Annotated in this window: 19 protein-coding genes; 11 read left to right on the top strand and 8 right to left on the bottom strand. The window is 67.9% G+C overall.

The window, feature by feature from the left end:
• Positions 1–19 precede the first annotated feature (19 nt).
• Positions 20–367, top strand: a complete 348-nt coding sequence (locus AC1RPL_RS05110) for a hypothetical protein (protein ID WP_493068170.1) — start codon at positions 20–22, stop codon at positions 365–367.
• On the opposite strand, the gene AC1RPL_RS05105 is transcribed toward AC1RPL_RS05110, so the two are convergent.
• Together AC1RPL_RS05105 and AC1RPL_RS05100 are read right to left on the bottom strand one after the other, a co-directional pair.
• Positions 364–978: a response regulator transcription factor gene (locus AC1RPL_RS05105; protein ID WP_493068169.1), complete on the bottom strand. Its 615-nt coding sequence runs from the start codon at positions 976–978 to the stop codon at positions 364–366. The two genes, AC1RPL_RS05110 and AC1RPL_RS05105, sit on opposite strands and share 4 nt — an antisense overlap.
• Positions 979–3699, bottom strand: a complete 2721-nt coding sequence (locus tag AC1RPL_RS05100) for a PAS domain-containing sensor histidine kinase (RefSeq protein ID WP_493068168.1) — start codon at positions 3697–3699, stop codon at positions 979–981.
• Positions 3700–3877: 178 nt separating this feature from the next.
• On the opposite strand from AC1RPL_RS05100, the gene AC1RPL_RS05095 reads away from it, so the two are divergent.
• The 4 genes from AC1RPL_RS05095 (at position 3878) to AC1RPL_RS05080 (ending at position 8035) form a co-directional block, all read left to right on the top strand.
• Positions 3878–5281 (top strand): amidohydrolase, encoded by a 1404-nt coding sequence (locus AC1RPL_RS05095; RefSeq protein ID WP_493069083.1) that lies wholly within the window; start codon positions 3878–3880, stop codon positions 5279–5281.
• Positions 5281–6588 (top strand): amidohydrolase family protein, encoded by a 1308-nt coding sequence (locus AC1RPL_RS05090; protein WP_493068167.1) that lies wholly within the window; start codon positions 5281–5283, stop codon positions 6586–6588. The genes AC1RPL_RS05095 and AC1RPL_RS05090 overlap by 1 nt, the downstream gene beginning before the upstream one ends.
• Before the next feature lie 55 nt (positions 6589–6643).
• A complete protein-coding gene (locus AC1RPL_RS05085) occupies positions 6644–7018 on the top strand; it encodes a hypothetical protein (RefSeq protein WP_493068166.1) in 375 nt (124 codons plus the stop codon).
• Positions 7019–7114: 96 nt separating this feature from the next.
• The gene (locus tag AC1RPL_RS05080) at positions 7115–8035 is read left to right on the top strand and encodes an HAD family hydrolase (RefSeq protein WP_493068165.1); all 921 of its coding nucleotides are present in this window, start codon (positions 7115–7117) and stop codon (positions 8033–8035) included.
• A gap of 55 nt (positions 8036–8090) precedes the next feature.
• Here AC1RPL_RS05080 and AC1RPL_RS05075 read toward each other — a convergent pair whose 3' ends face one another.
• The gene (locus AC1RPL_RS05075) at positions 8091–10580 is read right to left on the bottom strand and encodes a PhoX family protein (protein WP_493068164.1); all 2490 of its coding nucleotides are present in this window, start codon (positions 10578–10580) and stop codon (positions 8091–8093) included.
• A gap of 160 nt (positions 10581–10740) precedes the next feature.
• On the opposite strand from AC1RPL_RS05075, the gene AC1RPL_RS05070 reads away from it, so the two are divergent.
• The 4 genes from AC1RPL_RS05070 (at position 10741) to AC1RPL_RS05055 (ending at position 12602) form a co-directional block, all read left to right on the top strand.
• Positions 10741–11268 (top strand): hypothetical protein, encoded by a 528-nt coding sequence (locus AC1RPL_RS05070; RefSeq protein WP_493068163.1) that lies wholly within the window; start codon positions 10741–10743, stop codon positions 11266–11268.
• Complete coding sequence (locus tag AC1RPL_RS05065) at positions 11265–11729, top strand: hypothetical protein (RefSeq protein ID WP_493068162.1); 465 nt, start codon at positions 11265–11267, stop codon at positions 11727–11729. The genes AC1RPL_RS05070 and AC1RPL_RS05065 overlap by 4 nt, the downstream gene beginning before the upstream one ends.
• Positions 11720–12166, top strand: a complete 447-nt coding sequence (locus tag AC1RPL_RS05060; protein WP_493068161.1) for a hypothetical protein — start codon at positions 11720–11722, stop codon at positions 12164–12166. Before AC1RPL_RS05065 ends, AC1RPL_RS05060 begins: the two co-directional genes overlap by 10 nt.
• 88 nt (positions 12167–12254) lie before the next feature.
• The gene (locus AC1RPL_RS05055) at positions 12255–12602 is read left to right on the top strand and encodes a hypothetical protein (protein ID WP_493068160.1); all 348 of its coding nucleotides are present in this window, start codon (positions 12255–12257) and stop codon (positions 12600–12602) included.
• Between the two features lie 175 nt (positions 12603–12777).
• Here the strand turns inward: AC1RPL_RS05055 and gspD are convergent, their stop codons facing one another.
• From gspD to gspG, 5 genes are read right to left on the bottom strand one after another with little or no spacing between them, the layout of a single operon-like run.
• Entirely contained in the window at positions 12778–14859 is a 2082-nt protein-coding gene (gene gspD / locus AC1RPL_RS05050; RefSeq protein ID WP_493068159.1) for a type II secretion system secretin GspD, read from the bottom strand.
• Positions 14860–14870: 11 nt separating this feature from the next.
• On the bottom strand, positions 14871–15695 hold the full coding sequence (locus AC1RPL_RS05045) for a type II secretion system protein N (RefSeq protein ID WP_493068158.1): 825 nt from the start codon (positions 15693–15695) through the stop codon (positions 14871–14873).
• Complete coding sequence (gene gspI / locus AC1RPL_RS05040) at positions 15695–16069, bottom strand: type II secretion system minor pseudopilin GspI (protein WP_493068157.1); 375 nt, start codon at positions 16067–16069, stop codon at positions 15695–15697. Before gspI ends, AC1RPL_RS05045 begins: the two co-directional genes overlap by 1 nt.
• Positions 16066–16551 carry a prepilin-type N-terminal cleavage/methylation domain-containing protein gene (locus AC1RPL_RS05035; RefSeq protein WP_493068156.1) on the bottom strand — a complete coding sequence of 162 codons (486 nt, stop codon included), beginning with the start codon at positions 16549–16551 and terminating at the stop codon, positions 16066–16068. Before AC1RPL_RS05035 ends, gspI begins: the two co-directional genes overlap by 4 nt.
• A 5-nt stretch (positions 16552–16556) precedes the next feature.
• Positions 16557–17036 carry a type II secretion system major pseudopilin GspG gene (gene gspG, locus AC1RPL_RS05030; protein ID WP_493068155.1) on the bottom strand — a complete coding sequence of 160 codons (480 nt, stop codon included), beginning with the start codon at positions 17034–17036 and terminating at the stop codon, positions 16557–16559.
• 93 nt (positions 17037–17129) lie between these two features.
• On the opposite strand from gspG, the gene gspL reads away from it, so the two are divergent.
• The gene (gene gspL / locus AC1RPL_RS05025; RefSeq protein WP_493068154.1) at positions 17130–18188 is read left to right on the top strand and encodes a type II secretion system protein GspL; all 1059 of its coding nucleotides are present in this window, start codon (positions 17130–17132) and stop codon (positions 18186–18188) included.
• Positions 18185–18682 carry a type II secretion system protein M gene (locus tag AC1RPL_RS05020; RefSeq protein ID WP_493068153.1) on the top strand — a complete coding sequence of 166 codons (498 nt, stop codon included), beginning with the start codon at positions 18185–18187 and terminating at the stop codon, positions 18680–18682. Before gspL ends, AC1RPL_RS05020 begins: the two co-directional genes overlap by 4 nt.
• Positions 18683–18687 lie beyond the last annotated feature (5 nt).

Genomic DNA, 18687 nt, shown 5'->3' with positions numbered 1-18687 from the left:
GCAAACTGCAGGAGGGCTCATGGGCCCGACGGTTCCAATGCTGGTGCTCGTGGCAAGAGACGCGGGGCTTCGCACCTCGCTGGTCGCCCGCCTGTCTATGGCGGGCTGCGATATCGTCACGGTCGACAATCTCGATGATCCGCGGGTCGAGCGCTGGCTGGAGCACGCTCCCGTGCTGGTCATCGACGACGGCGCTCTCGCGGCGCGCGACGGCGGCGAGGCCGCGCTGCGCGGGGATCCGCGCTGGCGGGCTGTGGCCGTGATCGGCGGGCAGTCGGCCGATGGCGCCGAACCTCGGATCGCGCCCACCGATGCGGCCGCGATCCTCGAGGCGATGCTGCCCGCCTGGGGCTATCCCGAACGCTAGTTCTTCGGGAACATGCCGGCCGCAAAGGCAATGCGCAGTGCCTCGGACAGGCTGCGCACTTCCAGCTTCTCCATCAGGTTCGCGCGATAGATCTCCACCGTGCGCGGGCTGATATCCAGCTCATAGGCGATAATCTTGTTCGAGCGCCCCTCGATCAGGCCTTTGAGCACGTCTCTTTCTCGGGGCGACAGCTTTCCGATCTTGCTCTCGGCCGCATTGACCCGTGTCGCCGCCTCGCTGCCCTCTTCGAGCCGTGAGAAGGCGAGGTCGATCGCCGTCATCAGGAACTCGGCTTCATAGGGCTTTTCGATGAAATCGAGCGCGCCTGCCTTCATCGCCTGGACGGCCAGGCCGACATTGCCCTGGCCGGTGAGGATGATCGACACGAAACGCGGATCGTTGGCGACGGATGTGAGCACATCCAGGCCGGTCGATCCCGGCATGTGGAAATCGAGCAGTAGCACACCTGGATCGAGGTCTGACAGCGATTCCAGGAACATATCACCGGATCGGAAGGCCCGGATCACCAAATCGGAACGTAAGGACAGCAGGCTGTGCAGCGATGCGCGGACGGCGTCGTCGTCGTCCACGATATAGATCGTTTTTGTCATCTACTCTCCACCCTGTTCGCTGGTGGGTAGCGTGAACCGGAAGACCGCACCACCCTCCGGGCGGTTTTCCGCGCTCAGCATTCCACCATGCGCGTCAATGATACGCTTGCTGATGGAAAGTCCAATACCCATTCCACCACCTTGCTTCTTCGTTGTGGTGAAGCGGGAAAAGAGTTGGTCGAGCATTGGTTCCGGAATCCCCGGTCCGCTATCTGCAATTTCTATTGCAACCATGTCATCGCTGGACTTGCACGAACTTACGGTGATGCGGCGATCAATGCCGCCTTGCTGACGAAGAACATCTATAGAATTGCGCAGAAGATTGACTACAACTTGCTGCACCTGCACACGATCTGCGAATACGCAAGGGATCTCAGGGTCCAGATCGTAGGTCAGCCGTATATTGAACTGACTGGTTCCTATAAGCACCAGATCGGCGGCATCTCGAATAGTCGGTCCAAGCGGCGTCACGCGCATGTCTACATCGCCGCGCATGGTAAAACTGCGCAGCCGACGGATGATTTCGCCCGCGCGCAGGGTCTGTTCATTGGCCATGCGCAGCATCTCGGCGACCCGCTCGAAGTCCTCACCCTTGTCGAGCAGCATCCGTGCCGCGGCGAGGAAGTTCGATGTGGCGGCAAGCGGCTGGTTGAGTTCGTGCGCCATGTCCGCGGCAAGCTCGCTCATCGCCGATTGGCGGCCGACATGGGCGATCTCGGCGTTGAGCTCGCTCAGCCGTTCGTCGGCCTCGAACTGCTCGGTCAGATCGCGGGCGAAGAGGGTGAACAGCGAATGCCCGTCCACCTGGGCAACGCCAGCGCGCACCTCCATCGGGAAGCGCGCGCCATTGCGGGTCAGGCCGGTGGCGGCGATGGTCTCGCCACGCTCCAGCGGTTCGCCGGCCCTCAGGAAGCTCGCAAGCCGCGTTTCGGCTTCCTCGTCTTGGGGGTAGGGGGTGAGCATCGAGACATGGTGCCCCAGCACTTCGTGCGCGCGATAGTCCCACAGCACTTCCGCGGCGGCGCTGAACACGCGGATCGTGCCTTCCTCGTCCACCACCAGCATCGCCTCGGGCACTGTCTCAATGATCGAGCGCAGCTGCGCCTCGCGTCGGCGCAGCGCGGCCTCGCGTTCCTCCCGGTCAGTGATGTCGAGCATCGCCCCCACCGTGCGGATCAAATTGCCCTCGGAATCATAGATGGCGCGCGCCGAGCCTTCCACGGCGCGCACCATCCCGTTGGGCTCGATGAAATGATAGCGGAAGCTGAAACGCGGCGCGCGGTCGGCCACCGCCTGCTCGATCGCATCGATCACTGCGTCCACGTCTTCGGGTTGGATCTGCGCGCGCCAGCTGTCGAAGTCGGTGATCGTGCCCGGGATCAGGCCGAGCCGCTCCTCGGCGCCCGGCGCCCATTCGATCCGCCCTGAGGCAACGTCCCATTCGAACACGCCCACTTCGTGCGTTGCCGTGGCGATGGCGAAGCGCTCCTGGCTCTCGCGCAGTGCCGTCACGGCACGGGCTTGGTCGGACACGTCCGTCATCTTGTGGATGGTCACGGGATCGCGACCGTCGATCTGCACGCGGTGGGTGCGCTCGAGGATTGCGATTTCCCGCCCATCGCGTGCGGTCTCCACCAGCTCCAGCGTCTCGCCCTCGGGGCGGCGGGGCAGGCTGGTCTCGGCGCTTTCGCAGCGGGAGCGCAGCAGCTGGTACTTGTTCTGCCCGCACGCCTCGGCAGAGCTCCAGCCGAACAGCGTGGCGGCGCCGTCGGACCAGTGGACGATCGTCCCGTCCGGCGCGGTGAGCGCCATGGTTGTGACGTCGATCGCCTCGCTCAGCTCGATTTGCGCCGATTGCTCGCGCGCGACACGCGTGACTGCCCAATAGGCGATCGCTCCCACCACCAGCACATTGGCGAGCACGGTGAGCAACTGCACCGGCAGGGCGGAGAAGAGCAGCCTGCGCGCCAGCACGAGCTCCAGCACCGCCGGCAGCACCGGCAGGATCAGCGCGGCGGGCAACAGCACGCGCAGCACGCGGCGGCTGCCGGAGTCGCGCAGTATTTGTTGCATCCAGCTGAACCCGCTGTTCCAGGCGATCGCCGCCAGTGCGAGCGAGATCGAGATCAGCGCGCCGGGCAGCGAGGTGGTGAGCAGCGGTGCGGCTGGGTTGCCGCCGGGGCGCGAGAACAGGATGACGATCGCCGCCGCCGCGGCCAGCCCCAGTGCCAGGGTTGCGACCAGGCTGCGCATCTCCTTGGCCAGCAGGTCGTGTACGCTCTGGCTGAGTCCGGCCAGCCCCAGCACCAGGAACACCGCGGCGGGGTTAACGCCAGTGCGGCCCAGCGTAGCGAAGGAATATTCCGAAAGCGCGCGCGGGAAGAGCAGCATGTCGATACCGAGATCGGTGCCGGACCAGCGCTCGAACAGCGAGACCAGCGCGATCGTGAAAGGCACCGCCAGCGCGCCGATCGCGAGCTGCCGCCGCCCGGTGAACGATGCGAGGAAGCCGAGCGACAGGCCGAGATAGCCGACGGCGGTCCAGGGCCAGATCGGGTATTCGGCAAAGCCGAAGCCGCGGAGCGCCGGGGGGCCGAGCAGCCACCCCAGAAATGCGGCCAGACTGCATGCAAAGCCAAAACCGGCGAGTGCTACGGCAACTCGTCGATTGACCGGCGCCGTCGCGCGGGACGGGCTGGCAGGGTCAATGGCTACGCGCAACTATGCACCTTCCCCTTCCGGGAACTGTCAATAACACCAATCAACCACCGGAGAAAACGGGGACAGTCCAGAGTGGTTCAGTCTTTTTTCGAAGTTCACCATCTTGCCAACATAACCGCTCCTGCGCGATCAGGATTGTTACGCAGTGGGAGTGACTCATTTGATCCGGACGTTGATGATGCTGGGAGCCCTTGCCGGGCTCACCGCCTGCGATGCGAGCGGCAGCCGCGCGCAGAGCGCCTCCTCCGATCCGGCACCCGCCGCGAGCGGCCCGGGCAAGGGGAAGGGCTATAGCCACGATCCTTACCCTTCCACCTATCACGCCTATCCCGGCGCCCCGACGCTGCTGACCAACGTCACCGTGTTCGACGGCGAAGGCGGGCGAATCGACAATGGACAGGTGCTTTTCCGCGACGGCAAGATCGTCGCGGTGGGCCAGAACCTCGCCGCCGACGGCGCGACAGTGATCGACGGGCAGGGCAAGTACGTCACCCCCGGTGTGATCGACATCCACAGCCATCTCGGCGATTATCCCTCGCCCGGCGTCCAGGCCAATTCGGACGGCAACGAGATGACCGGCCCGGTCACCGCCGATGTCTGGGCCGAACACAGCGTCTGGCCGCAGGACCCCGGCTTCGGCCGCGCGCTCGTGAATGGCGGCGTCACCACGCTCCAGATCCTTCCCGGCTCGGCGAACCTGATGGGCGGCCGCTCGGTCGTCGTGAAGAACGTCTATGCCCGCACGATGCAGGCGATGAAGTTCCCCGGCGCTCCCTATGGTCTCAAGATGGCGTGCGGCGAGAATCCCAAGCGCGTCTATGGCTCGAAGGGCCGGATGCCCTCCACGCGCATGGGCAATATAGCGGTCGATCGCGCCACCTGGGCGCGTGCGGTCGAGTATAAGCGCCGCTGGGATCGCTATGAGGACAAGGGCGGCGAGCCGCCGTCGCGCGACCTTGCCATGGATACGCTTCGCGGTGTGCTCGAGGGCGAGATCCTTGTCCAGAACCATTGCTACCGCGCCGACGAGATGGCCATCGTCATGGATATGGCCAAGGAGTTCGGCTACCACGTCTCGGCCTTCCACCACGCGGTCGAGGCCTACAAGATCGCCGACCTGCTCAAGGCCAACAACACCTGCGCCGCCGTCTGGGCGGACTGGTACGGCTTCAAGATGGAAGCCTATGACGCGGTGCCCGAGAACCTCGCCATCCTCGACAAGGAAGGCGCCTGCGTGATGATCCATTCGGACGACGCCAATGGCATCCAGCGCCTCAACCAGGAAGTCGCCAAGGCCCGTGCCTCGGGCATCAAGGCGGGCATGAACATCAGCGAGGAACATGCCTGGACCTGGCTGGCGATCAACCCGGCCAAGGCGCTGGGCATCGCCGACAAGACCGGTAGCCTCAAGCCCGGCAAGATGGCGGACGTAGTGCTGTGGAACGGCAATCCGTTCAGCGTCTACACGCGGCCCCAGATGGTCTGGGTCGATGGCGCGCTGATGTACGATGCCAAGGATCCCAAGCGCCGCCCGGTTTCCGATTTCGAGCTCGGTCAGCCGGGCGAGGGGGATGTGAAGTGATGACGAAGAAGCTCCTCCTTGGCGCCGCCGCCGCGCTCACCTTCACCGCTCCCGCCATGGCCCAGACCGTGGCAATCACCAACGCCAAGCTCGTCATCGGCGACGGTTCGCAGCCGGTCGAGGGCGGCACCGTCGTGATCCGCGACGGCAAGGTCGTCGCCGCCGGCCCGGGCGTCGCCGTGCCTGCCGGTGTCCGCGTGATAGATGCGGGCGGCAAATGGGTCTCGCCCGGCATCTTCGCCGGCTTCACCCGGATGGGCATCATCGAAGTAGACGGCGTCGACGAGACCAATGACAGCGGCGCCAGCAGCGCGCCCTTCCACGCCGCGATCGACGTCGCCCCGGCAGTGAATCCCAAGTCGAGCCCGATCGCGATCAACCGTGCCGAGGGCATCACCCGCGCCGTCGTCGCGCCCGATAACCGCGGTTCGATCTTCGCGGGCCAGGGCGCGATCATCGACCTTGGCTCCGATATGGATGCGGTCAGCAAGCCGCGCGCCTTCCAGTTCATGGAATGGGGCGAGAGCGGCGCGCGTGCCGCGGGCGGCAGCCGCTCGGCGGCCTATGCCACGCTCAAGAACGTCCTGTTCGAGGTCCGCGACTATATCCGCGCACCCGCCAGCTACACCGATCGCGGCAAGGACGCCTTCCTCACCCGCGCCGATGCCGAGGCGCTGGTGCCGGTGGTCCAGGGCCGCACGCCGCTACTCGTCCATGTCGAGCGTGCGTCGGACATGCTGGTGCTGCTCCAGCTCAAGAAGGAAATGCCCGGCCTGAAGATGGTCTTTGTCGGTGCGGCCGAAGGCTGGACCGTCGCTCCGCAGATCGCGGCCGCAGGCGTGCCGGTGATCGCCACCGCACTCACCGACCTGCCCGAGAGCTTCGAGCAGCTCGCCTCCAGCCAGTCCAATGTCGGCCGTATGGCCGCAGCAGGCGTCACCGTCGCGCTCGGCACGATCAACCAGGACGAGGCCCGCCAGGCGCGCTGGGAAAAGCAGTACGCCGGCAATCTGGTGGCGCTCACCAAGGTGCCCGGCGCCACCGGCCTCGATTGGGCTGCGGCCTTTGCCGCGATCAGCTCCAAGCCTGCAGAGGCGCTCGGGCTTGGCGCGGAGTTCGGCTCGCTCAAGCCCGGCCGCCACGGCGACGTGGTGATCTGGGACGGCGATCCGCTCGAGATCGGCACTTCGGCGACCAGCGTCTTCATCGACGGCGTCGAGCAGCCGCTCGACAGCCGCTGGACGCGCCTCAGGCAGCGCTATCTCGATCCCAAGGAAGGCGCGCTGCCCAAGGCATATCAGCGCTAGGAACCTAGGCTAGGGTCCCGCATTAAGGTGCGGGACCAATTAGAGGGGACGCGACATGAAGAGCATCATCGTGCCGGCGCTCGCAGCGCTTGCGCTCGCGGGCTGCGGGAGCCCGAGCGAGACCAACCTCACCGCCAAGGACGCGGTCCAGGCCGAGCCCCTCAACGCGGCGGATTCCGGTGCCAATGCGGCGGACACCACGAACTACAGTGCCGCGGTGCTCGCCCAGAACGAAGCCCAGCGCGGCGCCACCTTCATCCGCGCCCTCCAGGACGCGCCGCTCCCCTGCGACCATGTCGATGCCTCGACCCGGATCGCCGACCAGGACGGCGTGCCGACCTGGCGCGTCACCTGCAAGGGCGGGACGAACTACATGATCGGCATCCCGCCCAACGGGATCGCGAAGATCCTCAGCCGGACGGATCGCTGAACCCGGGAGGCGCCGCGCTTTCCGCCGGGGTAAACCCCGATGGCGTGACGGAGCTGATTGCATAGCCTTGCCGCCGGTCTTTTCGGAGAACGGCGGATGGGCGATCGGCTTCCCTCATGGCATGACGGCGATACCAAGGCGGCGATCGTCGCGTTCGTCGGCAAGGTAACACGCACCGGCGGGTCGGATTTCGTTGCTCCGGCGGACCGGATCGCGACCTTCGACAATGACGGCACGCTATGGTGCGAGCAGCCGCTGCAGACCCAGTTCTTCTTCGGCCGCGAGCGGCTCGAGGCGCTCGCGCAGCAGGACCCGTCCCTGCAGGAGCGTCAGCCCTTCAAGGCCTTTCTCGAGCAAGACATGACCGCGATCAAGGATCTCGGGAAGCGCGGCTTCTTCGAAGTCGCCGCGGCAACGCATGCCGGCATGACCGAAGACACGTTCGACGCCTATGCGCGCCACTGGCTGGCGACGGCCAAGAACCCCAAGCTCGGGCGCCTGTTCACCGATCTCGTCTACCAGCCCCAGCTCGAGCTGCTCGCCTATCTGCGCGAGAACGGCTTCAAGACCTTCATCGTCTCGGGCGGCGGCATCGACCTGATCCGCGCCTTTTCCGAGGAAGTATACGGCGTGGCGCGCAACCAGGTCGTCGGATCGAGCGTCCGCACCCAGCTTTCCGAGGAGCATGGCCGCGTCGATCTGTTGAAGCTCGCCGAGCTCGGCAGCTTCGACGATCGCGACGTGAAGCCGCAGAACATCGCGCTGCACATCGGCCGGCGCCCGATCTTCGCCTTCGGCAATTCGGACGGCGACCTGGCCATGCTGCGCTATACGAACACCGGCCCCGGCCCGCGCCTCTCGCTGCTGCTCCACCACGACGATGCGACCCGCGAGTTCGCCTATGACCGCGAATTCCGCCTTAGCCCGCTCGCCGAGGCGCTCGACCGCGCGGACGAATACGGCATCCGCGTCGTCAGCATGCAGCGTGACTGGACGACGGTGTTTCCGGTCAAATGAAAAGGGAGGCCCACCACCCGGTGAGCCTCCCCATCATTTCAACCAACCAAAGCGATCAGAGGCCGACCAGGCCGCCGTCGTTCTTGGTGATCACCACCACAGCCGAACGCGGACGCACGCTCGCGGCGGCCGTTCCGCTCTGGCTGTCCGGCCAGTGGCTGGTCGGGGTCGCGGCGGTGCCGCCTTCGCCCGGGTGCTGGATGCCGACGAACAACGTGCGGCCGTCCGGAGTCGAGTCCACGCCGGTGATCTCGCACTCGACCGGGCCGACCAGGAAGCGCTTCAGCGTTGCCGCAGTCGGTGCCGCGCCCACGCGAGTCGCCTGGGTCGAGGTGACGCTGGCGGCATTGGTGTTGGTGATCGTGCGCGCACCGCCATCGCCGACGGTGCCCGGCATCGCAGCCAGCATCATGCAGTTGGTGACGTCGGTATAGGCGCCGTCATCGGTCTGGAACCACAGCAGCGGCTTGACCTGGCCCGCCGCGTTGCTCGCGCGGCTGAAGTACAGGCCGTCCGGGCTGGAGAAGTCCTGGTCCGCAGTCAGGCCCGAGACATTGACGTTGGTCGCATCGAGATCCGAGCCGGCGCCGAAGAGGTAGATGTCCCAGGTGAAGGTCGTCGCCTCGGTCGTGTTGCCGGTTTCCTTGAGACGGATGATGTGGCCGTTGCGGTTGCCGCGCGAGGTGCTGGGCAGATCGACATAGACGCGCGGATTGGCCGCATCGGTGCGGCGCTGGCTCGCACTGGGCGTGTCGGCGGTGGTGACGCGGTTCGAGTTATTGGTCAGCGTCAGATAGACGTCGCCGGTCACCGGGTTCACCGCGGTCCATTCCGGCCGGTCCATCGGAGTCGCGCCGGCCGCGTCGGCGGCGAGGCGCGGGTTGACCAGCACGTCCACCTGGCTGGCAAAGGCATAGGGCGCATAGCTCGCGTCGATGCCGTTCGCGCCGAAGGTCAGCGCCTTCCAGCTGCCGGTGCCGTCGGCGTTGAACACCGCGACATAGACCGTGCCGGCGTCCATGTACTTGTCGCCGATCGACAGGCGGTCGGTCGCATCCGCGTCGGCGGCGACCCAGGCGGTGTTCGAGACGAACTTGTAGAGATACTCGTTCGTCGCGTCGTCGCCCATGTACCAGGCCGGCTTGCGGCCCGCGACGAACGCGCCCGGCCAGCAGCCCTCATGGCCCATGCGGCCCAGCGCCGTGCGCTTACGCGGCGCCTTGCTCTTGTCGTACGGATCGATCTCGACCACCCAGCCGAACTGGTTCGGCTCGTTGCGGAAGTCGTCGGTCGCGGTCGCACCCGAGGCGCGGGCGTCCCAGCGGCGGAACAGCGTGTTGGTCGGATCGGAAGCGACCACGCTCGACCAGCTGTAGCTGCCCGAACCGCTGGTCACGCCGTAGCGGCTGAGCGCGGTCAGCTCCTTGGCGGTGCGGCCCGCGACATCGGTGCTGGCGCGGCGGAAATAGCCGGCCCAATTCTCTTCGCAGGTCAGCGCGGTGCCCCAGGGCGTCGTGCCGTTGGCGCAGTTGTTGATCGTGCCGCGGCCCTGGGTGCCGTCCGCCGAGAAGGCGGTCTTGAGGAAGTCCGAGCCCTTGACCGGCCCGTTGAACACCATCGGCGTGCTCGGGGTCAGGCGGCGGTTGAAGGTCGAGTTCTGGTTGACGGTCCAGACGCGGCCGGCGCCCTCGCTGACTTCGGTCACCGAAACGCCGTGGCACTCGATCTCCTTCAGCGCTTCGCTCTCGGGGCGCGCGCCGCCGACGGTCGTGGCGCCGGCGACATGGAGATACTGCTGGTTGATGTTCTCGTGGTTCTGCACGAGCAGGCCGCGGGTCGAGCTGGTCGCGTCGCGGGTGCCGGTGGCGCTCAGGCCATACCAGTAGAGCGCGTCGCCATGGTCGCCGATGCGGCCGGCGAAGTTGGTGTCGGTGCCGTCATTCTTGTAGGCGGGGACGCCCGCAAGGATGGGATCGCCGGTGCGGTTGATCACGCCCACCGTGTAGCCGGTCGGCACGCTCACCACGTCGAGCTTGTTCTTGGCGACGGCGGTGAAGCCCAGCGCGGCGGGGCTGACCGTGATCGTGGTCGTTGCCAGCTTCGCGGTCGGGTTGGTGGTGTCGGCGGCAGCGAACTGGAACACCAGCGCGGTGGCGGCGCTCACGCTCGGCGCGAGGAAGGTGACGGTGTTGCCGGTGCCGGTCAGCGTTACGGTCGGGCCGCTGACCTGGCTCCAGGCGGTGGTCAGGCCATTGCCGCCGGTCGCAGTGCCGGTGAGGGTGATGACGCGGCCCGAATTGGTCGCTGCGTCCGCACCTGCGCTGACGGTCGGGCCGGTGCCCAGATCGTCCACCTTGCTGTCGCAGGCGGCGAGGACCGAGCCGCCCATGGTCGCGGCGACGATCGCTGCGCCACCGCGCTGCAGCGTGGTACGGCGCGAATAGCGCTGCTCGATCAGGCTGCCGAGCGTCGGGCCCGTATTGTGGATATTCGTATCGACGTCGCCATCGGTATAGCCGAAGCCGGTTTCGGTGAGATTGGTCATGGAAACCCCCAAGCACCCGAGTCACTGGCGACCCGGTTGCCCGGTCCTTGGAAGGCCGAGATGACGTGGCCATGCGATTGCCGTTTCGGAGCCGTGACTTTTATGTGTCTGCGCGATGACGCTTTGCTTGAAGGCGCCGCAGTGCTTAAGCAGGCCCGCGATGGATGCCGGCAAACCCGATCCCGACATGCCGCCCGAACCGGCCGAGAGCCTGTCGGAGCGCTTATCCGCCGCGCTGGGCGGCACGCGCTTGCCACATACTAGCTGGGGTGTCGCCGCGGCGTTCGGCGCGCTGATCGCCGCAGCGCCATTGCTTAGCCTGGTCGGCGCCAATCTGCTCGCGGCACAGGAAAGGCGCGCGTCGGCGATGTTACAGGACCAGCTCGCACCGCGCCTCCAGGCGGAGGCGGCGGCGCGTACTGCCCGCACCGCGCTCGCCAATGCAGCCGGTCGTGCCACGCCGGGCGAAGTGCTCGAGATACTCGCAGGCGTACTGCCATCCGAAGCGTCGCTGACCCGGATCGAGCGTACCCCCGATGGCGGGCTCGAGCTCGACGTCACCGGGGGCGATCCAGACGGCCTGCGCGCCGCCGTCCGCCGCGCCCCCGAATTCGCCGGCATGCGCAATACCAGCCAGCGGCACACCGAAACGGCGATGATCGTCTCGATGCGCGAGGATGCGCGATGAAGCTGCCGCCCCTCGCGATCGGCGGCATCGCCGGCCTCGTCCTCGCGCTGCTGCTCGCGCCCGCCACCGGCACCGCGCTCGGCGACCTGGCGGCCGCCCGTGCCGACCATGCCCGGCTCGCGGCCCAGGCGGCCAGGCCCGCCGCGCTGCCACCCATGCTCGCCCCCGGCCTCGCGCTCGGGGTGGCGGACGAGGCAGCGGGCAGGGCGGCGATCATGCTGCGCACCCGCGCCCTTGCCCAGGCCGGCGGCGTGCTCGTCGAGGAGATGCGCTACGCCCAGGCGCCCGCCGGCGTCGTCGCGCTGCGCATTCGCGTCTCGGGAGCGGAGAAAGCGGTGGTGGCGCTCGCCGATGCGCTCGAGCGCGGCAAGCCGCTCATGCGCATGCGCAGCTGGCGGATCGAGCCGATCCCCGGCGGCGGCGTGCGGCTGACCGGCGAGGTGGTCGCGGCATGGCAATGAAGCTCCGCCCCGAATGGACCGCGCTGGCGGTGGCCGGCGCCATCGCAGTGATCCTTCCGGTCACGCTGCTGCTCCCCGGCAAGGCGGACAAGGCCCCGCCGCCTGCGCCGCAACCCGCACCGATCGGCGCCGGCACGATGCCGATCCTCGCCCGCGCCTATGAGCGTCCCCTGTTCGGTACCGCCGAGCCCGCCGAGAGCCCGTCCGACGCCCCGCAACTGGTCGGCATCGTCGGCCGGCTCAACGTCGATGCCGTGGCGCTGGTAAAGGGCAGCGACGGCTCCACGCGTACGCTCAGGGTAGGGGAGAGCGCCGATGGCTGGAGCCTCGCCAGCCTGGCGATCGACGCGGCCTTCTTCACCCGCGGTACCGAACGCGTCCGCGTGCCGTTGCCGATCGAGCCGACTGGGGCGGAGCCGGCGCCGCCGGGCGGCTAGCGGGCCTGCTCGGTGGAAGTGGCGGGAACGGCGATTCGCCCTATGCAGGAGCAACCGCATTTCCAGCATGCACGTCGACGGGGTGACGATGAAGCAGATGCTCTTGCCGCTATTGCTCTGCGCTCTCGTGCCGCATGCGCATGCGCAGTCCGCCCCTCCCCCGAATTGCGCGCATCCCATGGCCGGCGATGCAGCCGAGGTCAGGGCTAAGCTGGCCAGGCGCGCCGCCGAGATTTTCGAGCGCGCCCGTGCGTCCGGATGGCAGTCGGACCCGCGATTGCGCGCGCTGGTCGATCCAAGCGCGGAATTCACGCTTGTGACCGGCGACGTCGTCCACTCGGCTTCCGGTGTCGCGGGTGCACGCGCGTTCGCCGAGGAGATCGACGCGGACAGCTATCGCTATCCGCTGCCCAGGGATATGCGGACGGGCCGCTGAATGTCTGCGGGCAATCGCTGCGGCTCGAGCTTGTCGACAGTGCCAATCGGCGCCGGCTGGAAGCCAATTTCGTGTTCCGCGACGATGTGCTCATCTCGGTAACCGCAGAGCTTGAGGGATTTGCCGAAGTCCGGCTGAAACTGCGCGGATAAGCACAATCGATGTCAACGCGCGCTCAATAAATACCGTCGATCTCCACCGTCAGCCGCGGCGTCGGTGGGGCGAGCAGCAGGCTGCCGCGCTTGGCATTGGCGATCTCGTCCGCCCGCAGCCGGTTGTAGCGGTCCTTCGAAGCCGCCGCCGCATCGGCGCCGTCGCGCAGGATCGTCGGCTTGAGGAAGATGAACAAAGTCCGCTTCTGGTGCTGCTCGCGCCGGCTCTTGAACAACTCGCCGACGATGGGGATGTCGCCCAGGATCGGCACCTGCTGGCGGGTGTCGGTATAATCGTCGGCGGTGAGGCCGCCGAGCACGATCGTCTGGCCATTGTCGGCCAGCACCGTGGTGGTGATCGCGCGGCGATTGGTCACCAGGTCCGAGGCCGCCGCGGTCTGCGCCGTGGCGATCGACGAGGCTTCCTGGTTCACCTGCAGCCGGATCGTGTCACCCGCATTCACTCGCGGCAGCACGCGCAGGGTGATGCCCACATCCTTGCGCTCGATCGTCGTGTACGGGTTCACCGTCGTCGAGTTGGTCAGGATCGAGCCTGTCAGGAACGGCACGTTCTGACCCGAGACGAACTCGCCCGCGACATTGTCGAGCACAGTGATCTGCGGCGTCGAGAGCAGGTTCGCCCGGCTGGAAGTGCCCAGCGCCTGGACCAGGATCGAGAAATCGTCGCCGATCGCGATATTGGCGTTCAGGCCGTTGCCGATCACCGATCCCGCCGGCACGCCCAGTGCCTTGAGGATCGTGCCGAGCGACGCGCCGGACTGGTCGAACGAGGTCGCCGCGCCCTTCACCTGGTCGAGCACCGCGCCGCTGGTGCCGATCTGCACGCCCAGCTGCTCGGCATCGTCGCCGGTGATCTCGGCGATCGCGGCCTCGATCAGCACCTGCGGGCGGCGCACGTCGAGATCGGCGATCAGCGGCTCGATCGAGGCGATCGCGGCGGAGGTGCCGCGGATCACGACGGCGTTGAGCTCCGGCGCCGGCTGCACGGTCAGTTCGGAGGTCGAGAAGCCCTTGGGTGTCTGCGTCTGCACCGCCTGCATCGCCGTGCCGCTGGTATTGGCGCTCTGCATCGCGCTGCCTACCCCGCCGCTGGTCGACGCTGCGCTGTTCGACAGCGCCGAGAGATTGCCGTTGCTGCCGTTGCCCTGGCTCAGCCGCGCGAACGGATTGGAAGCCCCCAGGCTCGACGCCACCGGATTGTCGGCGCTGCTGCCCTGGCCGAGCACGCCGCGCAGCACGTCGGTGACCGTCTCGGCATCGGCATAGTTCAGGCGGAACATCCGGGTGATCGGCGTCGCGCCGCCCGGCTGGTCGAGCGAGATCAGCATCTTGCGCGCCTCGGCGACCGAAGCCGGCGTGCCGCGCACGATCACCGTGTTGCTGCGCGCATCGGCGGCCACCCGCGTGCCTTCGCCCAGGACCGACTGGAGCGAGGCAGCAACATCGACCGCATTGCCGTTCTTCAGCGCCATGGTGATGAAGGTCGCGCCGCTGCCGCCATCGAGTTGGCGGGCAATCGCCTCCACCCGGCGGACATTGTCGGCATAATCGGTAATCACCACCGCGTTGGGCGTGCTCAGCGGCTCGACGCTGCCAAAGGTCGCGACCAGCGGGCGCACCACGCGGGCGACGTCCGCCGCCGGCACGTTCTGCAGCCGCACCATCCGCGTCACCAGCTCCTGGCCGGAAGCGCCGCGGCTCGGGATACCGCCGTCGCGCACGGCGTTGGCCGCCGGCACGATCCGCCAGGCCCGGCCCGAACGCACCGCCGAAAAGCCGTTGGCGCGCAGCACCGACTGGAACAGCTCCCACACGCCCGAGGGCGAGAGCGGGGTCGAGGAGGTGACGGTCACCACGCCCTTCACGGCGGGGTCGAGGATCAGCGTGCGCCCGGTGATCCGCGAGATCTGGTCGGCGACGTCGGAGATCTCCACGCCGCGCATGTTGATCACCACGTCGCCGGTCCCGGCGTCCTGCGGCGCGGGGGCAGGCGGCGCGGAACCAGGTGCCGTTTGGGCAAGGGCGACCGTATCGAGAGCGATCCCGGTAAGCGCGAGGGCGGCAATGGCGGAGCGAATCTTCACAGGGGCACTTTCTAGCGGAGCGGCACGGAAAGCGTCAGCCGCTTCCCGTCGCGCAGGACCTGGATCTGGGCGGAGCCGCTCGCCTGGGCGGCCGCAAAGGCGCCTTGGGCTGCGGCGGGATCGGACAGCGAGGCGCCATTGACCGACTGGATCACGTCGCCCGCCACCATGCCGGGCGGGCCGTTTTCCCCAATGCGATAGCCGCCCGAAACCGGCGTCGCATCGAAGCGCTGGAGGATGCCGGCTACCGTCGCCTGGGGCGGCGCAGGCGGAGCGCTACGGACCGGTGGCGGACCGGCCGCGGGAGCGGCGCCCGGCGCCACCGGGGCGGGGACGGGGGCAGCGGTCTGGCCCGCCGCGGCCGCCTGGCGCTGCTCGGGCGTCAGCGTCGGATCGGGGAAGGCGAGGAACTCGTTCCGCCCGCCATTGGCCAGGATCACCCGGTCGCGCAGGATCGCCTGGACCGACGCGCCGTTGATGGTGTCGCCAACCCTATAGGCCTTGGCGGGCTGGCCGCTCAGCGAGATGAACGCGGTAGAGAGCTCCGCCGGACTAGCTGCAATCACGCCCTTGAGCTCGAGGGGCAGGGCGGTCGCCTGGCCGGCCTCCGAAACCGAAGGCTTGCCGAACGGCGCCAGCGCCACTGCCGGGCCGATATCAGGTGCCACCGCAGGGCCGGTGTTGCCCGAAGGCACGGTGATCGCGCCTGTGCCGGCATGGCCGGCGATCCGCCAGGTCAGCCCGGCCAGCGCCACTGCCACCGAGACCACGACGGCGCCGGTGAACAGGTCGAGCCCGATGCGCGCCTGGCGCGGCGTAAGGATGAGGGCAGCCATTACAGCTTCCGTCCGTCCACGAACCCGTCGAGCGATGCAAGCGCGCTCTTCTCGGCGCCCGCGAACACCTCGACACGGACGCGCTCGATCTCGGGATCGTCGGTCCGCCGCCGATCGACCGCAATCCGCCATTGCTGGCCCATCATCTCCACCTGCTCACTCCCCGGCGCACCCGCTTCCAGCTCCGCAAGCCGGTTCTCCGCCACCCACATGGCCGTAGTGCGGCGCTCCATCGCTCGCGTCGAATCGATATGCGCCTCGACCGCGCGCATCAGGCTGACGGTCGCGATGGCGAGCACGGCGAGCGCGACCAGGGCCTCGATCAGGGAGAAGCCGGTCTCGCCATCGCGGCCCCGCGTTCCCAAATCCCTCACAGCCTCAGCACCACGGCGGGAAACGCCCGCACGGTCATCCCGTCATACACCACCGTCCAGCGCTTAGACCCGCTCGCGATCACCGCCTGCATCGGTCGCCCGGCGCCATCGACGCCCAGCATCACCGGCGGCTTCACGCTGAGCGTCATCACCATGCCGCCCGGCAGCTGGTGGAAACCGAACGCGTCATCCGTCTTCGGCAGGATCTTTCCGTCGGCGCTCATCACCGCGAAGCCATAGCCGTCCTTGCGCACGGTGAAGGCGATGGTCCGGTCGCCGAGCATCGCGTCGTCCGCCGCGGCCTGCAGCCGGGTCGCCAGCCGGCGCGCCTCGGTCTCCACGCTCGGCGCGCGCGTCACCGATCCCATGCCGAGCGCCACCGCGCCCGCCATCACGCCGATGATGACCAGCACGATCATCATCTCGATGAGCGTCATGCCCTCTTCGGAGGATCGGCGTGCAGAGATATCGGCCCCCCACATTTGGGTCAGCCCTTGCCCTCGATATCCGCGTCCACGCCTTCGCCACCGACCTTGCCGTCCTTGCCGAGCGACCGAATCGTGAAGCCGCCGCCTTCGGAGGAATATTCGTACGGCTTGCCCCAGGCATCGAGCGCGGGGGCCGAAAGATAGCCGCCCTGCGGGAAGGTCGAGGGCACCGGCGGCGCGGTCGTCTTCTCGGTCAGCGCCTTCAGGCCCTGTTCGGTGGTCGGGTAATCGCCATTGTCTAGCCGGTACATCTTGAGCGCGCCCGAAATGGTCGAGATATTGCTCCTGGTCGCGGTCGCCTTGGCCTCGTCCGGACGGCCCATCACGTTCATCGCGATCAGGCCCGCCACGATCGCGATGATCACCAGCACGATCATCATTTCGATCAGGGTCAGGCCGGCCTCGCCATCGGGCACGGCGTGCTTGCGGTTGCGCACCTTAGGTGCGATGTCATGGAACTGTTTCAAAACTATGCGCATCCCCGCCCCATGCGTCCTGCCCATGAAGCAAATGTGACAATGAGCCCGAACACACTGGGTGCGCCCGACCCATCCGAACCTCCCGCCGCAGGCATGTGGACATTGGCAGGGGACCGCCTGATCATAACCGTGCGGGACTGGCCCGCAACCATTCTCGTCCCCACCGGACAGGTGCGGCTGCTCGCGGTCGATCTGCCGTTGCCCAGTCATGCCCGGCGCGTGGCGGCGCTTCCCTTCGCGATCGAGGACCGGATCGCCGAGCCGGTCGATTCGGTGCATCTGGCACTTGGCGAGCGGGTCGCGCCAGGCCGCTATCTGGTCGGCGTGGTCCGCCACGAAGTCATGGCACGCTGGATCGCGCAGGCCGAGGATTCCGGCATCGGCCATGCCGCGATGGTCCCCGACGTGCTCACCCTGCCGCGCCCGGCCGAGGGCTGGGCCGTGTCGCAATCCGCCGGCCGCGCCGCGGTGCGCGAGGCCGAAGGCACCGGCTTCGAAGTCCCCGCGCCCTTGCTCCGCCCCGCCTGGGAAGCTGCGGGCAAGCCGCCGGTCACCAGTTATGGCGAAACGCTACCCGACGACATGCAAAGGCAGGCCGGTGCGCTCGATCCCGCCAGCTTCGGCCCCGCTGCCGCCGCTGCGATCGAATCGCTCAACCTGCGCCAGGGCGCCTATGCAGTGCGCAGGGCTGGCGGCTCGCCCCTGTGGCGAAAATTCGCCTGGGTCGCAGCGCTCGGCGTTGCCGCGCACATCTTCATTTCGATCGGCGACACGGTCATGCTCCGCAGCATCGCCGACAGGCGTGAGGCCGAGACGCGGGCCGCCGCCGCGCTAGCCGCACCCGGCGTTGCGCTGGGCGACGATCTCGCCAATTCGGTCACCGGCCTGCTGCCCAGCAGCGGTAGCGCGCCGGTGCCGCAGCTCTTCCTGCCGCTCGTCACCCGCGTTTCGGGCGCGCTCGGGCCGCTCTCGGGCGCCTTCGTCGTCCGCGCCATGACCTTCGAGGGCCGCATGCTCACGCTCGATCTCGATCCCAATGGCGACGCGACCCTGGCCGCCCGCATCGAGGCTTCGCTCAAGTCTGCGGGGGTAGGGGCCCAGGTCGTGCGCTCGCCCGAAGGCGCGATCCGTATTACGGCGAGTGCCGCATGAGACTGATTCTCGCCCGCATGCCGGCACTCGATGCCGCGCTGATCCGCTTCGATGCGTGGTGGTCGGGTCTCAGCCGCCGCGAGCGCATCATGGTCGGCGGTCTTGCCCTGTTCCTCACGGCGCTGGTGCTGATCTTCGGCGTGGTCAAGCCACTCCAGTCCGCCCGCGCATCCGCGCTGCAGGACATCCGCACCTATGAGACGCTCACGGCGCGGATACGGGCAGCGGGCACGCTCAGCGCCAACCAGCCGCAGCGCCGCCAGGGCTCGCCGGCCGATGTCGTCACCGGCTCGGCCCCCAGCTTCGGCCTCACCGCCACCGTCGCGCCCTTGTCCGGAGGGGTCCGCGCGACGATCGCCGATGGCAGCTATGATTCGGTCATGGCCTGGCTCGCCGATCTCTCGGTGACCAGCAGCCTGCGCGTCCGCCGCGTCGATATCCAGCGCCGCCCCAATGCCGGCCAGGTCAGCGCCACCGTGGATTTCGGCGCATGAACGAG

The sequence above is a fragment of the Sphingomonas sp. GW821-FHT12D09 genome, from assembly GCF_058807215.1.
This window is presented reverse-complemented; position numbering and strand designations above follow the sequence as displayed.

Excerpts from the sequence above, each read along its gene's own strand:
- AC1RPL_RS05110 (WP_493068170.1), top strand. The coding sequence starts at position 20 with ATGGGCCCGACGGTTCCAATGCTGGTGCTCGTGGCAAGAGACGCGGGG.
- AC1RPL_RS05105 (WP_493068169.1), bottom strand. The coding sequence starts at position 978 with ATGACAAAAACGATCTATATCGTGGACGACGACGACGCCGTCCGCGCA.
- AC1RPL_RS05095 (WP_493069083.1), top strand. The coding sequence starts at position 3,878 with ATGCTGGGAGCCCTTGCCGGGCTCACCGCCTGCGATGCGAGCGGCAGC.
- AC1RPL_RS05090 (WP_493068167.1), top strand. The coding sequence starts at position 5,281 with ATGACGAAGAAGCTCCTCCTTGGCGCCGCCGCCGCGCTCACCTTCACC.
- AC1RPL_RS05085 (WP_493068166.1), top strand. The coding sequence starts at position 6,644 with ATGAAGAGCATCATCGTGCCGGCGCTCGCAGCGCTTGCGCTCGCGGGC.
- AC1RPL_RS05080 (WP_493068165.1), top strand. The coding sequence starts at position 7,115 with ATGGGCGATCGGCTTCCCTCATGGCATGACGGCGATACCAAGGCGGCG.
- AC1RPL_RS05075 (WP_493068164.1), bottom strand. The coding sequence starts at position 10,580 with ATGACCAATCTCACCGAAACCGGCTTCGGCTATACCGATGGCGACGTC.
- AC1RPL_RS05070 (WP_493068163.1), top strand. The coding sequence starts at position 10,741 with ATGGATGCCGGCAAACCCGATCCCGACATGCCGCCCGAACCGGCCGAG.
- AC1RPL_RS05065 (WP_493068162.1), top strand. The coding sequence starts at position 11,265 with ATGAAGCTGCCGCCCCTCGCGATCGGCGGCATCGCCGGCCTCGTCCTC.
- AC1RPL_RS05060 (WP_493068161.1), top strand. The coding sequence starts at position 11,720 with ATGGCAATGAAGCTCCGCCCCGAATGGACCGCGCTGGCGGTGGCCGGC.
- AC1RPL_RS05055 (WP_493068160.1), top strand. The coding sequence starts at position 12,255 with ATGAAGCAGATGCTCTTGCCGCTATTGCTCTGCGCTCTCGTGCCGCAT.
- AC1RPL_RS05045 (WP_493068158.1), bottom strand. The coding sequence starts at position 15,695 with ATGGCTGCCCTCATCCTTACGCCGCGCCAGGCGCGCATCGGGCTCGAC.
- AC1RPL_RS05035 (WP_493068156.1), bottom strand. The coding sequence starts at position 16,551 with ATGTGGGGGGCCGATATCTCTGCACGCCGATCCTCCGAAGAGGGCATG.
- gspG (WP_493068155.1), bottom strand. The coding sequence starts at position 17,036 with ATGCGCATAGTTTTGAAACAGTTCCATGACATCGCACCTAAGGTGCGC.
- gspL (WP_493068154.1), top strand. The coding sequence starts at position 17,130 with ATGTGGACATTGGCAGGGGACCGCCTGATCATAACCGTGCGGGACTGG.
- AC1RPL_RS05020 (WP_493068153.1), top strand. The coding sequence starts at position 18,185 with ATGAGACTGATTCTCGCCCGCATGCCGGCACTCGATGCCGCGCTGATC.